Annotated in this window: 10 protein-coding genes; 2 read left to right on the plus strand and 8 right to left on the minus strand. The window is 40.4% G+C overall.

Annotated features, from left to right (window positions below; genetic code table 11):
- Nucleotides 1–79: 79 nt before the first annotated feature.
- A complete protein-coding gene (locus tag PVK70_RS09690) occupies nucleotides 80–697 on the minus strand; it encodes a c-type cytochrome (protein WP_130048012.1) in 618 nt (205 codons plus the stop codon).
- 285 nt (nucleotides 698–982) lie between these two features.
- Here PVK70_RS09690 and yihA point away from each other — a divergent pair, with 285 nt between their 5' ends.
- Complete coding sequence (yihA, locus tag PVK70_RS09695) at nucleotides 983–1,630, plus strand: ribosome biogenesis GTP-binding protein YihA/YsxC (protein WP_130045179.1); 648 nt, start codon at nucleotides 983–985, stop codon at nucleotides 1,628–1,630.
- A gap of 443 nt (nucleotides 1,631–2,073) precedes the next feature.
- Here the strand turns inward: yihA and PVK70_RS19105 are convergent, their stop codons facing one another.
- The 5 genes from PVK70_RS19105 to recQ form a co-directional block, all read right to left on the minus strand.
- Nucleotides 2,074–2,121 (minus strand): hypothetical protein, encoded by a 48-nt coding sequence (locus PVK70_RS19105; protein WP_439903470.1) that lies wholly within the window; start codon nucleotides 2,119–2,121, stop codon nucleotides 2,074–2,076.
- A 232-nt stretch (nucleotides 2,122–2,353) separates the two neighbouring features.
- Nucleotides 2,354–5,155, minus strand: coding sequence for a DNA polymerase I (gene polA / locus PVK70_RS09700; protein WP_130048013.1), 2,802 nt, complete (start codon nucleotides 5,153–5,155; stop codon nucleotides 2,354–2,356).
- Nucleotides 5,156–5,883: 728 nt separating this feature from the next.
- The gene (locus PVK70_RS09705) at nucleotides 5,884–6,558 is read right to left on the minus strand and encodes a 7-cyano-7-deazaguanine/7-aminomethyl-7-deazaguanine transporter (RefSeq protein ID WP_130046385.1); all 675 of its coding nucleotides are present in this window, start codon (nucleotides 6,556–6,558) and stop codon (nucleotides 5,884–5,886) included.
- A gap of 138 nt (nucleotides 6,559–6,696) precedes the next feature.
- Nucleotides 6,697–6,987, minus strand: a complete 291-nt coding sequence (locus PVK70_RS09710; protein WP_130046384.1) for a DUF3630 family protein — start codon at nucleotides 6,985–6,987, stop codon at nucleotides 6,697–6,699.
- A 3-nt stretch (nucleotides 6,988–6,990) separates the two neighbouring features.
- Nucleotides 6,991–8,826 (minus strand): ATP-dependent DNA helicase RecQ, encoded by a 1,836-nt coding sequence (recQ, locus tag PVK70_RS09715; protein ID WP_130048014.1) that lies wholly within the window; start codon nucleotides 8,824–8,826, stop codon nucleotides 6,991–6,993.
- 180 nt (nucleotides 8,827–9,006) lie between these two features.
- Between recQ and rarD the strand changes: the two genes are divergently transcribed.
- A complete protein-coding gene (rarD, locus tag PVK70_RS09720; RefSeq protein WP_130048015.1) occupies nucleotides 9,007–9,921 on the plus strand; it encodes an EamA family transporter RarD in 915 nt (304 codons plus the stop codon).
- 67 nt (nucleotides 9,922–9,988) lie between these two features.
- On the opposite strand, the gene uvrD is transcribed toward rarD, so the two are convergent.
- Complete coding sequence (gene uvrD / locus PVK70_RS09725) at nucleotides 9,989–12,193, minus strand: DNA helicase II (RefSeq protein WP_130048016.1); 2,205 nt, start codon at nucleotides 12,191–12,193, stop codon at nucleotides 9,989–9,991.
- Between the two features lie 151 nt (nucleotides 12,194–12,344).
- A complete protein-coding gene (locus tag PVK70_RS09730) occupies nucleotides 12,345–14,861 on the minus strand; it encodes a class I adenylate cyclase (RefSeq protein WP_130048017.1) in 2,517 nt (838 codons plus the stop codon).
- Nucleotides 14,862–15,094: the final 233 nt, after the last annotated feature.

Here is a 15,094-nt window from a genome sequence, read left to right on the forward strand (position 1 = left end):
GTCTTTTTGATAAAAAAAAGCAGCTACGAGAGCTGCTTCTTCAAATTGTGTCGTTAAGCAACAGCAATTACATTACGAATTAATGTAATCCGCCAACATATTGAGACAAGGTAGCAATGTCTTCATCTGTCAGTTTTTTTGCAATATCACGCATCATGCCGTTCATGTCGTTATTACGATCACTTGAACGAAATTTCTCTAACTGCGCTTTCACGTAATCTGCATGTTGACCTGAAATCTTAGGAAAACCAGATAATGAAGTACCATTACCACGAGGACCATGACAAGCGATACAAGCCGTAATACCGCGTTCCATATCACCGGCTAGGTATAATGCTTTACCTTCAGGGATTACATTTTCTGGCGTCGTATTATCAGCCATAGGTAATGACGCATAGTAAGCAGAAATATCTTTAATATCTTGCTCACTTAGTGGCATTGCCATTGCACTCATTACAGGGTCCATACGACCTTGTTTACCTTGCGTTTCCATACCTAATTTTAGGTCATGAAGCTGCTTCTCAAGATAACCTGCATGTTGACCAGCTAGGTTTGGGTATTGTGTTAACGCACTGTTACCATCTTGTCCATGACAAGCTGTGCACGTTACCGATTTTTGCTTTCCAGCCTCGATATCTCCTTGAGCCCATGTTGAGCAACTAGCTAGGAGAGTTAATATCAGCGCTAATTTTTTCATGACATTCCATTTATTATTATCGTTCCCCCACAATGAGTTATCCTTTTTAATAGGATTTATTTACATTGTGTTGGATATTAAGCTTCCAGTACCGCTCTAAATTGGCTACAGCATGGTACAATGAGCGACCTTTACCGTTTATGCCAAGTTTGACACTATAAAAAATATTGTGACAACCTTGATGCGGTTATTTTACACATTTTCACAAAAAAGTAATCAGCTGACTACAATAATCCTACTTGGATCATTATCTACAGCTTGGTTTCCTTCGAGACGGAGTTAACAGTGAGCAAAACTATTCACTACCAAAATACGCACTTTATTACGAGTGCACCAGATATTCGCCATCTACCTGAGGATGAAGGTATTGAAGTTGCCTTCGCTGGCCGTTCGAATGCGGGTAAATCAAGCGCATTAAACCGCTTAACAAACCAAAGAGGCTTAGCGAAAACTTCTAAGACTCCTGGTCGTACGCAACTAATTAACTTATTCAAAGTGGATGAAAACTGCCATATCGTGGATTTACCAGGATACGGCTTTGCTCAAGTACCGATTGAGATGAAAAAGAAGTGGCAGAAATCTTTAGGTGAATACCTACAGAAGCGCCAGTGCTTAAAAGGCTTAGTGGTATTAATGGATATTCGTCACCCACTAAAAGACATTGACCAGCAACTTGTGTTTTGGGCTGTTGACCAAAATATTCCAGTACAAATCTTGTTAACCAAAGCTGACAAGCTGAAAAGTGGCGCGCGTAAAGCTCAAGTGCTAAAAGTACGTGAAGCTGCTGTCGATTTTGGTGGGGAAGTAGTGGTTGATGCCTTCTCTTCATTAAAAGGCATTGGTGTGGATATTCTTCGCGCTAAATTAGACACATGGTTTGCACCGGCTTTTGAAATCGATGACGAATTCATTGAAGAATTAGATGCAGAGTAATCACATCTAATATCAATCTATATAAACACTATCCGTATAGATTGATTCAGCTTCAGCCTGTGACAAAAAATAACCCCACCGTAACAGGTGGGGAAATGGGAGAGATAAAGAGGTGTTATTATTTTTCTGCTGCGCATCATGCTACAAACCCTCGCTGTAAACAAACCGCCACAAAGCCAATACTGCCAATTAAAATAACGAATCCCCTTCAAAGCAAAAAATTCACCTTAAAAACCATTCAATACACAATTAAACAATTTAAAAACAATAACTTAAGATATTTATGTAAATTAATTATCAATAAAATAACTTGTAGTAAAATTACATAGAATGAAAGATAAGAAGATATAGAGAAAAACACAGAAAAAGAGAGGGGAATGAGTTTTATAAGGCCCAGAAAGAAAAAACGCCCCAGTCAAAAAGGTTGACTGAGGCGGCTGAATTTAGCCAAATTCAATAACGTGAAACAAAAGGTCTGAAAGATAGAACATCTTTACCTCTGTACCCTACGCAGATAAATGTACAACAAACGAGCAGTTTTGAAAACCTTTATTTGTAATTTTTTTTCAGTTTCGTATCAAAAAACACAACAAATACCTGACAAACTTCACTTTATTTTAGATAAAAAAAAGCCAACGCGTGCGCTGGCTCATAGTTTTTATTTTCAATGTAACTAAATTACAACTTAATCAGTTACATCAAATGATGCATAGTACATCACAATTAGTGTGCTTCATCCCAATTGTTGCCCGCATCAGCTTCTGCGACTAATGGAACATCGAGTTCAACGGCAGATTCCATCAATGCCTTCACCTTATTGGTGATTTCATCGAGTGCATCTTCTTGCACTTCAAATACCAATTCATCGTGTACTTGCATTAACAAGTTAACTCGACCATTACCTTCCGCTTCAATCCAGTTATCCACTAGGATCATAGCTTTTTTGATAATATCAGCCGCTGTACCTTGCATTGGTGCGTTAATAGCCGCACGTTCTGCCGCTTTACGACGCATGCCATTTCGAGCATTAATTTCAGGTAAATGCAGACGACGTCCATATAGCGTCTCAACATAGCCTTGTTCTGTTGCTAGTAAACGAGTCTCTTCCATGTACTGCATAACGCCAGGATAACGCTCAAAATACACATTCATGTAATCTTGCGCTTCACCACGAGAAATACCAATTTGCTTCGCAAGACCAAAGGCACTCATGCCATAAATTAACCCGAAGTTGATCGCTTTTGCACGACGACGATCTTCAGAGGTCACTTCTTCAATAGATACGCCCTTCACTTCTGCCGCTGTTGCTGAGTGAATATCTTTACCTGCTGAGAAAGCTTCTAATAACGCTTTATCTTGAGATAAGTGCGCCATGATACGTAGCTCAATTTGAGAGTAATCGACAGCTAAGATTTTCCAACCATGAGGAGCCACAAACGCTTGGCGAATACGACGACCTTCTTCATTACGAATTGGAATATTCTGTAAGTTTGGATCGGTCGATGATAAACGACCTGTCGCCGTTACTGCTTGATGATAAGAGGTATGTACACGCCCCGTAGATGGGTTAATCATCTTAGGTAACTTATCAGTGTAAGTGGATTTCAATTTAGCTAAGCCACGATACTCTAAGATCAGCTTAGGCAATTCATAATCTAGTGCTAGCTCTTGCAGTACTTCTTCGTTAGTTGATGCCGCACCTGATGGGGTTTTCTTAATGACTGGCAGTTCCATTTTTTCAAATAGAATCGCTTGAAGCTGTTTTGGTGAGTTCATATTGAACTCTTGACCTGCCACTTCATACGCAGCTTTTTCTAGCTCATCAAGGCGTTGACCAATTTCAAGCGACTGTGCAGACAGCAGCATATCATCAATATATACGCCCTTTCTTTCCATACGAGAAAGCACTGAAACAAGAGGTAATTCAATATCAGTAAATACTGATTTTAGTTTCTCATCAGCTTCTAGCTTAGCGTTTAATACATGGTGTAGGCGTAATGTGATATCTGCATCTTCAGCAGCATAAGGGGCCGCTTCATCTAACGCGATTTGGTTAAAGGTTAATTGTTTTTTACCTTTACCCGCAATTTCTTCAAATGAAATCGTGTTATGTTGAAGGTAACGCAGCGCTAGGCTATCCATATTGTGTTTACCAGCAACGCTGTTATACACATAAGACTCAAGCATTGTATCGAATTTAATGCCTTTCATTTCGATATCGTAACGCGCTAATACACTTGCATCGTATTTTAAGTTTTGACCTACTTTTGCTTTGCTGTCGTCTTCTAAATACGGCTTTAGTTGCTCTAGAACCCAATCGCGATCAAGTTGCTCTGGTGCATCAAGATAATCGTGAGCAACAGGTACATAGGCAGCTTCGCCTTCTTCAACAGCAAAAGATAAACCGATTAAATTAGCCACCATGTAATCTAGGCTATCGGTTTCAGTATCAAATGCAGCAACATCCGCATTAGTAAGTTTCTCTAGCCACACGTTAAATGCGTCTTTGGTTAAAATCGTTTCGTATTTTGAACGATCAACCTGAACGGCAATAATCACATCTTCAGGATCAGTACTTTCTGTTGCTGTATTTTTGGTAGCGCGGTTTGCCGATGTTTCATGTGAAACGATCTTACCGTCACCGCCGTCTAACACTTCTGTTAACCAACGTTTAAAATTCATTTGACCAAACATTTGGATCAGTTCATCCACATTTGGTTCTTGTTTCACTAATTCTTCTGGACGTTGATCTAATTCAACATCAAGTTTAATGGTTGCTAATTCATAAGAAAGGTAAGCCCCTTCTTTATTATCAATCAGCTTCTTCGCCATGGTTTTTGAACCACGGAAACCAAGGGGTGCAATATCATCAAGATTAGCGTAAAGCGCATCTAAACCACCAATGCCTTGTAATAATGCTGTCGCAGTTTTATCACCCACGCCAGGAACACCCGGAATGTTGTCGACCTTATCGCCCATCAGTGCTAGGTAATCAATAATAAGCTCAGGGCCAATGCCAAACTTCTCAACAACGCCTTCAGGCCCCATAACAACATTGGTCATGGTATTAATTAGCGTGACGTTTTCATCAACTAACTGTGCCATGTCTTTATCACCCGTACTAATCAGTACCGGGATACCCGCTTTTGACGCTTGAGATGCCAATGTACCAATAACATCATCCGCTTCTACGCCCGGAATTGAAATTAAAGGTAAACCCATTGCTTTAATTAGTTTATGCAGTGGTTCAATTTGGCAACGCAGATCATCCGGCATTGGCGGACGATTTGCTTTGTACTCTGGGTACATATCGTTACGGAAGGTTTTTCCTTTTGCATCGAAAATAACCGCAATACGATCGGTTTCAAATTGCTTTAACAGACTACGCAGCATATTGATAACACCATACACCGCCCCTGTTGGTTGGCCATCGCCATTAGTAAAGTTAGGTGCCGCATGATAAGCGCGGAAAAGGTATGAAGATCCATCCACTAAAATAAATGGGTTATCAGGAATGTTTGCCATGGTCGGTATTATCCAGAGATTTGATGAACTGTAAGTTTCATTTTATACCCAAGTAACTTCAAGATGCTAGTTTCCACGATAATTGCTTCGCTATCTTCTGCAAATAGCTCGTGCTTTTCTCCATCTTTTAAGAAAAAACCTTAATTCACACAAGCATCCTTTCTGTGGATAAGTCTGTTTGTAATTATTTTTTGCTTAATTAATAACTATTTTATCAATTCAAAATAAGCAAATTTAAAACTAAAAAATCAAAAACTTAGATCGCATACGACGATCCTAAAAGAGATCCTTAATTGATCATGCTTTGTGGACAATAATATTAAATCAACTCTTTTTTTGCGGAAAAACACTCAATTCATAATCATAAACATTCATTAAAAATCTGGATAACATGTCAAAAAATAAACAAAAAAAAGCGGCGTCTTCGAAAAGAAGCGCCGCTCAGCAAAAGAGAATAATGATAACCGTTAACTTAGAAACGTCACCACTACTCATGGAGCTGATTTACACTGGAAGCAATGTGAGCAATGTCGTGCCTTCTTGGAGCAATACGGGGTAAACCATAGTGCGTAGCTCCCTGAAGACAAGTTAATAATAACCATTCTCATTTGAATTGCAATAGTTAAATGAGAAAAGATCTCAACAAGATTATTAATTCTTTTATTTTCAAAAGATTAGATATAAAAAAGGTCAGCAAAATGCTGACCGTCTTCTTAAAGCACAAGCAACTATGAAACCTGCGAAGGCTGCGTTGCTAATTGATGCCCTTCAGAAGTTAACTTACGAGTTAAATAATTCAATAACATGCCATACATTGGTACAAATAGACCTAAACTGATCACCAATTTAAAGCCATAATCAACCAATGCGATCTCTGTCCAATGCTCCGCCATGAAGGCATCTGGGCTTTGATAGAAAGCAATGCTAAAGAAAGCAAGCGTATCTAATGCGTTACCAAACAATGTCGAGCACGTCGGAGCGACCCACCACTGTTTTAGCTGACGTAGACGATTAAATACGTGCACATCTAAAATTTGCCCAAGTAGGTAAGCCATAAAGCTTGCTATCGCAATACGCGCAACGAATAAATTAAACTCGCCAAGCTGGGAAAAACCTTGATACTGGCCTTCAAAAAAGACAACAGATAAGAAATACGATACCGCTAATGCTGGCAACATAACAAAGAAGATAATGCTTCTTGCCATTTTGGCACCAAAAATACGAACCGTTAAATCTGTCGCTAAGAAAATGAAAGGAAAGGTAAATGCACCCCAAGTGGTATGAAACCCAAAAATAGTAAAGGGTAACTGAACCAAATAGTTACTTGATGCAATAATTACAAGGTGGAACACTACAAGGAAGGATAAAGCGTTGCGCTGTTGCGCGGGCGTAAATGTACTCATATAAGTACCTTTTTGTCATTGGGGGCGAGGGAACCCAAATTAAACACAAAGCTAAAATTACCGTTTATTTACGTAATAACTCTAGCCAATTTTCAGGGCGGTGATTATACATTAACCGTTTTTGATCACAAGAGGCGCTTAAAACAAACCTGCGATAAACGCTAACTCCTCTTGATTCTCGGTACGAGCTAAGGCTTCTAGCCAAACAGAATTAGAGTAATGCTCAGCACGCAGCATAAATTGTGCGCCTTCAAAGTCGATTAACCAAGAATGTAAATCTGCATCCATTTGCTGCTCTGTAATTGTAGCATCCATGGCACTCACTAGCTGCTTACCTATCATTTCAAACGAATCAAAATCAAACTCTGGAATAGAAAAAATGATCCGCCCGGCGTCTTTATCAAACTCAATCACAGAAAATAAGCTCATGATTTATCCTTGTCCGGTAATGTGCATTTCAATCAGATCCAAGAATGGATCGGCGTATTTCTCTAACTTCTTCTGACCTACGCCATTTACGGCAAGCATTTCACCATAGGATGTCGGCGTAATATCAGCCATGTCCATTAAGGTCGCGTCACTGAAAACAACATAAGGGGGCAGATCATCACGATCAGCAATCGATTTACGCAATTTACGTAACTTAGCAAACAGCTGCTTATCGTAATTACGGTTATTGAGTTTCTCTGATTTTGCTGTTTTCGCCGCAATATCTAAACGCGGAACAGCAAGCTCTAAGGCTTCTTGTCCTTTTAAGATAGGACGAGCTTCTTCTGTTAATTGTAAGGTCGAGTTTCGCGTAATATTCTGCGCTAATAATCCTTTATGGATCAGCTGGCGAATAATACTCACCCAATACTCATGGCTGTGTTCTTTACCAATACCATAAGTCGATAACTTATCATGGCCATGTTCACGAATACGGGCGATCTTTAGCCCTCGGAGTACTTCCACCACATAGCCAACACCAAAACCTTGGTTTACTCGATATACACAAGATAATGCTTTTTGTGCCGCTTCTGTACCATCAAATTGTTTTGGTGGATCTAAACATACATCACAGTTACCGCAAGGCTTAGCGCTGTATTCTCCAAAGTAGTTTAATAGTACTTGGCGACGGCAAGTTTGGGCTTCAGCAAAAGCGGTCATGGCATTCAGTTTATGGCTTTCTACCAATTTTTGAGGACCTTCAGGCTTCTCTTCTACCAGTTTTCTTAGCCATACAATATCCGCAGGATCGTATAACATTACCGCTTCTGCTGGCAAACCATCACGCCCTGCTCGTCCTGTCTCTTGGTAGTAAGATTCAATGTTCTTAGGAATATCAAAGTGTGCGACAAAACGGACGTTCGATTTATTGATCCCCATACCAAAAGCAACCGTAGCGACTACTATCTGAATATCGTCTCGCTGAAACGCTTCTTGTACGTAGTTGCGCTCATCCAAATCCAAACCAGCATGATAAGCCGCCGCTCGAATATGATTGTTGCAGAGCTTTTCCGTCAGCATTTCTACTTTTTTACGACTGCCACAATAGATCACACCACACTGGTTTTTCTGTGTGGCAAGATAACGAACAATTTGGCTTACTGGCTTGTGTTTTTCTAATACCGTATATCGGATATTTGGGCGGTCAAAACTGCCCAAATATTCATGAGGATTCGGTAAAGAGAGACGATTTAAAATGTCTTTACGCGTAGCATCATCAGCTGTCGCGGTTAAGGCCATAATAGGAACAGCAGGAAAGCGTTGTTTGATTTGGCCAAGAGAGGCGTATTCTGGACGGAAATCATGCCCCCATTGTGAAATACAGTGCGCTTCATCAACAGCGATCATACATAGGTTTAAGGACTCTAAACGATCCATAAAATCACGCATCATCACGCGCTCAGGAGAAACATACAACATTTTCACCTGACCCGAATTCACACGATTCCAAATCGCTATTTGTTCTTCGCGATCAATGGTTGAGTTTAAACACTCCGCTCTTACCCCATTGGCTTTAAGCTGATCAACTTGGTCTTTCATTAATGAGATTAAAGGAGAAATAACCAAGGTTAGCCCTTCAAAAACCAACGCGGGAATTTGATAACACAGAGATTTACCACCACCTGTTGGCATAATAACGAGGCTGTCTTTACCATCAAGAACGACATTAATGACTTCTTCTTGTCCAACACGGAATTCTTGGTAGCCAAACACGTCTTTTAAAACGGTATAACTTGGCGATACCTGTTCCATTAACTGCTCTGCGATAATGCTGGACATAAAAAACTCATCAATACTATGGGAGGCTTATTCTACCTATGGTTATTGGTGAGGAAAAGAGCAATAGGAAAATACTAGGCACATTCGACACTCCACTCTATACTTCGTCGCATAATAACGCCTACAAGGTGTGATCATAAAAACATCTTATTATTACAATACTTCATTAAGAGTTTGCTTATGCCAGCCACAGAACTCGAACAACAGCGCACTCGCCAGGGTGTTTTTTTTGCTCTTGGTGCTTACACCATATGGGGCATTGCACCTATTTATTTTAAAACCATCAGTGAAGTTTCGCCTTTTGAGATTTTAAGCCACCGTGTGATTTGGTCTTTCTTTTTTCTGGCAGGATTACTGTTTCTATCTAAAGGTTGGAAAACCGTTTCTAATACGTTAAAAGATAAGAAAAAAATGGCTTATCTGGCAACTACAGGATTATTAATAGGGACTAACTGGCTCATCTTTATTTGGGCTGTTACCACCAATCATATGTTGAATGCCAGCCTTGGGTATTTTATCAACCCCATTTTTAACGTCATGCTAGGAATGGTTTTCTTGGGTGAGCGATTACGCAAACTACAGTGGCTTGCAGTTACTTTTGCCGTCATTGGTGTGATTATTCAGCTAGTCACTTTTGGCTCTATCCCTATCGTTGCATTAGCACTAGCTTGTAGTTTTGGTTTTTATGGCTTATTACGTAAAAAAGTAGCGATGGATGCACAATCAGGCTTATTTATTGAAACCTTAGTCATGCTACCTATTGCTGCTGTTTATTTATTATTTATTGCAGACTCCCCAACCTCAAACTTTGCAGCAAACCCAATTACCCTAAACTTATTACTCGTTGCTGCGGGCATTATTACCACGGTACCTCTACTTTGTTTTACCGGTGCTGCTACACGATTAAAACTATCAACGTTAGGTTTTTTCCAATACATAGGACCAAGTTTAATGTTTATTCTTGCGGTAGGACTTTACGGAGAGGAGTTCAGTGCAGATAAGGCAATTACCTTTGTCTTTATTTGGGCTGCTCTGATTGTATTTACTACCGATGCTATCTTGTTCAGAAAGAAAAAGAAGAAGATCAGCCATTAGTTTTGATATTACGTTAATAAAAAAGAGAGCAAATTCGCTCTCTTTTTTTATTTTTAAATCACTTAAATTACAGCGATTCTAATTTAGCGTATTGAGTGACTAACCACTTAATCCCTTCGCCATTAAAAGCAACTTGAACACGACCTTGTGGACCTGCACCTTCAAAGTTAATAATGGTTCCTTCGCCAAATTTAGGATGCTTCACTCGCTGACCTAACGCATAACCCGTTTCATTAAAGTTATTATTTACCGCTTTTTGACCAAAACGACTGTCTGAAGACGCGCCCTGCGAGCCATAGCTACCGTATGAGCCGGTACGGCTGACTTTCGCTTTCATGCGTACTTCTTCTACGCATTCCGTTGGGATCTCTTTAATAAAGCGTGATGGTTTATGGTATTTATCTTGGCCATACAAACGACGCATTTCTGCATACGTAATATAAAGCTTCTCCATTGCACGTGTCATACCAACATAACAAAGGCGACGCTCTTCTTCTAAACGCCCCGCTTCCTCTGCTGACATTTGGCTTGGGAACATGCCTTCTTCAACACCGACCATAAACACCAATGGGAACTCTAACCCTTTAGCACTGTGCAGTGTCATCAGTTGTACGGCATCTTCAAACTCATCCGCCTGACCTTCACCCGCTTCTAATGCTGCATGAGTTAAGAAAGCAGTGAGATCAGTCATCTCTTCTGCTTCTTCTGGCTTATCAAACTGACGAGTTGCGGTTACCAACTCTTCCAAGTTCTCAATACGTGCTTTTGATTTTTCGCCTTTCTCTTGCTCATACATAGCAAACAGACCCGAGCTTTTAATCACTTGGTCAGTTTGTTCATGCAGACGACAGTCACGAGTATCGTCTTCTAGTGCATTAATTAGCTCGATAAAACGACTTAATGCACCAGCAGCACGACCCGGTAATACTTGCTCTTCAATTAAAGCGATACTCGCTTGCCACATGGTTGCACCACGCTCACGAGCAGCAAAACGAACCGTCTCTAATGTCTTATCACCTAAACCACGCGTTGGCGTATTTACGACACGCTCAAACGCAGCATCGTCATTACGGTTATTCATTAAACGCAAGTAAGACAAAGCATCTTTAATCTCTTGTCGTTCGAAGAATCGCATACCTCCGTAAATTCGGTACGGTAAGCCTGCTTGAATTAACGCTTCTTCAAGAACACGAGACTGGGCGTTATTACGGTATAGGAAAGCAGAGTCTTCCAATGCGCCACCGTTATCACGCCACTCTTTAATTTTACCTACTGCAAAACGCGCTTCGTCTAATTCGTTATACGCCGAATAGATAGAGATTAAGTCCCCTTCAACCCCTTCAGTCCATAATTTCTTGCCCATGCGTTCAGTGTTGTTACTGATCAATTCATTGGCAGCATTTAGGATATTGGCAGTTGAACGGTAGTTTTGCTCTAGGCGAATGGTTTTTGCACCAACAAATTCATCTAAGAATTTTTGAATGTTTTCAATCTGCGCACCACGCCAACCATAAATCGATTGGTCATCATCACCCACGATCATCACATTACAATCTGAGCCAGCCATCATGCGTAACCACGCATATTGAATGTTGTTGGTATCTTGGAATTCGTCGACCAAAATATGCTTAAAGCGCGCTTGGTAATGCTCACGAATATGCTTGTGATCACGCAGTAGTTCATGAGCACGAAGAAGAATTTCAGCAAAGTCGACTAAACCAGCACGATCACATGCTTCTTGATAAGCGGTATATACTTTTAGCCAAGTCTGAGCGATAGGATCATTAAAAGTGTTAATTTGATGCGGACGCAAACCTTCATCTTTTTTGCCATTAATGAACCATGCCGCTTGGCGAGCTGGCCAGTTCTTATCATCTAGATTCTGGGCTTTGATCAAGCGTTTTAATAAACGTTGTTGATCGTCCGAATCGATAATTTGAAAGCCTTCAGGCAATTTTGCATCAAGATAATGAGCGCGAAGAATACGGTGACAAATACCGTGGAAAGTACCATTCCACATACCGCCAGCACTGCCATGCATTAACTCTTCAATACGACCACGCATTTCAGCGGCGGCTTTATTGGTAAAGGTTACTGACATGATTGAGAAAGGAGACGCTTGTTCGATTTGCATTAACCATGCGATACGATGCACAAGTACTCGAGTTTTACCACTACCGGCACCCGCAAGCACAAGCATGTTTTCTAACGGAGCGGCTACGGCTTCGCGTTGTTTGTCATTAAGACCATCAAGAAGAAAAGAAACGTCCATCACATCACACTGGTTATTTATACATGTGAGTGAAGTATATACTGAAATGAAGTGAGACCCAAACGCCGAGGGGGGATTTGCCTTTAATTGAGCAAAGCTAAGACTGACTTCGACTTAGCTTATGTGCCTTCGCTTTAGTTTATAAGAAAGCTTAGGCCTGTTTTGCCTTACATTGTTGCTGTCCACTACGGTAAGGTAAAATAGAGGTCTCTTGCTCACCATTAGAGACCACTTCATAAAACTGAGGTAAATTGAAGTTCACTTTATCTGGATTCGCTAAATCGACATTATTACGGCTTGAGGTGTAATAATGGTTAATGCTGTTTACCATGTCATCTTTACTGCCATAACATTGATGGTAAATCTCAACCTTATTCTCTTCATCTAAGACATAGATATTAAAGCCTTCATCTTCACTATCATCAAAGAAAAACTGAATTAAGCCTTCACTTGCAAACGAATCCACTGCTTCTGGAATAACAATACCACTGCTATCGCCAAGAGGAATAGTCGTTGAACCAATCGCTTTATTGGTTGAAATACTCGAGTAGAATTGTACCGAATCTTCTAATTTCTGAATAGATACACCACGACGCTCAAAGAACAAGCCATACATGGTCGAGCCAATCTTTATGCCTTTAAAACGACGACGTTTTTCGTTGTTTTCAATGGGTTTTAGACGAAGTTCGATACACTCAGCCAGCAATTGATAAATATTATTGCGAATAATACCGCGCATCTGTTTGCTGTAGCAGAAAACATCCACCGATTCAGGACGTGTTGCGTCTTGGTGCATTTTACATAGTACGGTTTTAAGCGCATCTAGAATGGCGGTCTCACCACTAAAGTTAAGCGTTCTAACTTCATGCCATGAATTACGGTACACCAAGTCGACACTGCCGATCAGATTATTCTGCTCACTACCACAACTGAAAATATCCGCATCCGTCTGATTCATACGTTCAGGCTTCATCTTCAATGTTTCTGTTGGGTCATTTTCTAAATTAATAAAAATAGAAAGCTGGCGAACTTCACATGGACTACCCAACTCTTCTTTGGTTGGCTGTGGCATATGAACAGAAAAGGTATTTCTTAAATCACTGACCATTTGATAGAACTTATCAATGTTCAAATCAGCCTGACGAACAACCGCATCTAAACGCGTTGATTCGGTTAGTAAGCCATTAAAAAATGCCCATGCCACTAACTTACTCAAATATCGGTTATGTTCTAGGTGCTTCGCTCCCATTAATTCTTTTGCTATTAATGGTTTTTTATAAACATACCAACCCGCTTTATTAATACCGCCATCTTGCACTTCAACGAAGCTCAAATCTGCTTCATGCAAGTCTGGGGTAATTTGTGGGTTCAGCAAGGTCACCTTGCCTGGCAACTCTTCAAATGCCGCATACAGCTTACGAGCAAGAATACTAATATCTTCAGGGCTAATCGACGACGTTATATCATTATTACGCGCAAAACGGATCAAGTTACGATAACTTTGCATTAACGCTTCGAGTAAGTCGTTATGCGATTTTTTAACTTGTTCTACCTTCCATGTACGACGAGAATCAAGCTCAACAATCGTTGCTTGAGACCATCCCCACTGAGTCGTCAATTCTGTTAGCGCTTTACGACGCCATTCAACAGAGCCTTGCCCTTGACGACGAGACAGTTTCTCATGGGTTTTAAGGTAGAAACTACGGCGTACTAATTCTAAACGAGCCGGATCATTGGTTCGCTCAAGATAACGCGTCACTTTTTCTAGCATCAGATAATACGCATCCATACCGTAGAGATCAGGCTCATCGGCAAAGAATCGACGTTTACTATCAATGCTTAATAATTGAGTGTGTGGGTATTCCCAAGAATAGGCTTCTAATAAGATCGCTTTTAACACCGACTTAAACGGTGAATCGATACTTTTATAGAGTTGCCATAAGCTAGAGCCAAAATACTCTTCTGCAGGAATATGGTTTAAGCGGCCAAAATCAATCCACTGATCTCTTTTGATGATACCTTGGGAACATAATTGCTCAACATATTCATCATAGCTTTCTTCCATTTCTGGTGGAATAATTTGCCATAATAGTTGCTGTCCACCGAGACATACTGCCGTTCGATAGAATTCATCTAGCAATAATAAGTGCTGAGAAGAACCACAGTTATCGCCCGTCATCTCTTCTGAATAAGCTTCACGAAAGCGGCTTTGTTCCATTAAGAAAAAGTTTGCTTCAATGTAAAACTGCTCTGCCCACTCTGTTAGAGCATTACATTTTTGCTGCAATAATACTTTTTTCTCTGCGGGAAGATCTTCTGGAATACAGACCCATATATCAAGGTCACTGCCAATGGTTTGGCCAATAGAAGAGGTACTACCCATAGAATACAAACCAAGGATACAGCCCTGATTAGAGGTAGATAAAGGATAACGAAGCGTCAGTTGAGCCATCCACTCACGCTGCTTCTTATTTGCATGAAACTGTTTAATACCACTAGGTGCACCTTCAATAAAACCCGGAAGCTCCGAGTGATTGAAATGCAACAATAATGGCAATTGATGGAATATCTCTTGCCCGAGTGGTTTCATTAATGCCAGTGCACGCTCTATACGTTGTTCAGTAAGGCGTTGTTGTCTAGCAATTAAAGTTTCAATATAGGTTTGCAAATAGAAAGCCTAGCTCATCTTTGTCATCACTGATGACGGTTAATATTGAATATCATTTATTCAATACCGACTGTAAAACGTGATCAAGATAACACTTTTCATTATGCTCGTAAAGTTTACACGCTTACAACAATATGGGTGTCCATACCATTTCGGTGTCGTTTTTAACCTATAATCACACTGTTGTCATCCTGTATTTTCACCTCACCCTCAAGTAGTGGTAGGATAAGGTA

Source organism: Aliivibrio sp. A6 (assembly GCF_028765505.1).
Taxonomy (GTDB): Bacteria; Pseudomonadota; Gammaproteobacteria; order Enterobacterales; family Vibrionaceae; genus Aliivibrio; species Aliivibrio finisterrensis_A.

Excerpts from the sequence above, each read along its gene's own strand:
- PVK70_RS09690 (WP_130048012.1), bottom strand. The coding sequence starts at position 697 with ATGAAAAAATTAGCGCTGATATTAACTCTCCTAGCTAGTTGCTCAACA.
- polA (WP_130048013.1), bottom strand. The coding sequence starts at position 5,155 with ATGGCAAACATTCCTGATAACCCATTTATTTTAGTGGATGGATCTTCA.
- PVK70_RS09705 (WP_130046385.1), bottom strand. The coding sequence starts at position 6,558 with ATGAGTACATTTACGCCCGCGCAACAGCGCAACGCTTTATCCTTCCTT.
- PVK70_RS09710 (WP_130046384.1), bottom strand. The coding sequence starts at position 6,987 with ATGAGCTTATTTTCTGTGATTGAGTTTGATAAAGACGCCGGGCGGATC.
- recQ (WP_130048014.1), bottom strand. The coding sequence starts at position 8,826 with ATGTCCAGCATTATCGCAGAGCAGTTAATGGAACAGGTATCGCCAAGT.
- rarD (WP_130048015.1), top strand. The coding sequence starts at position 9,007 with ATGCCAGCCACAGAACTCGAACAACAGCGCACTCGCCAGGGTGTTTTT.
- uvrD (WP_130048016.1), bottom strand. The coding sequence starts at position 12,193 with ATGGACGTTTCTTTTCTTCTTGATGGTCTTAATGACAAACAACGCGAA.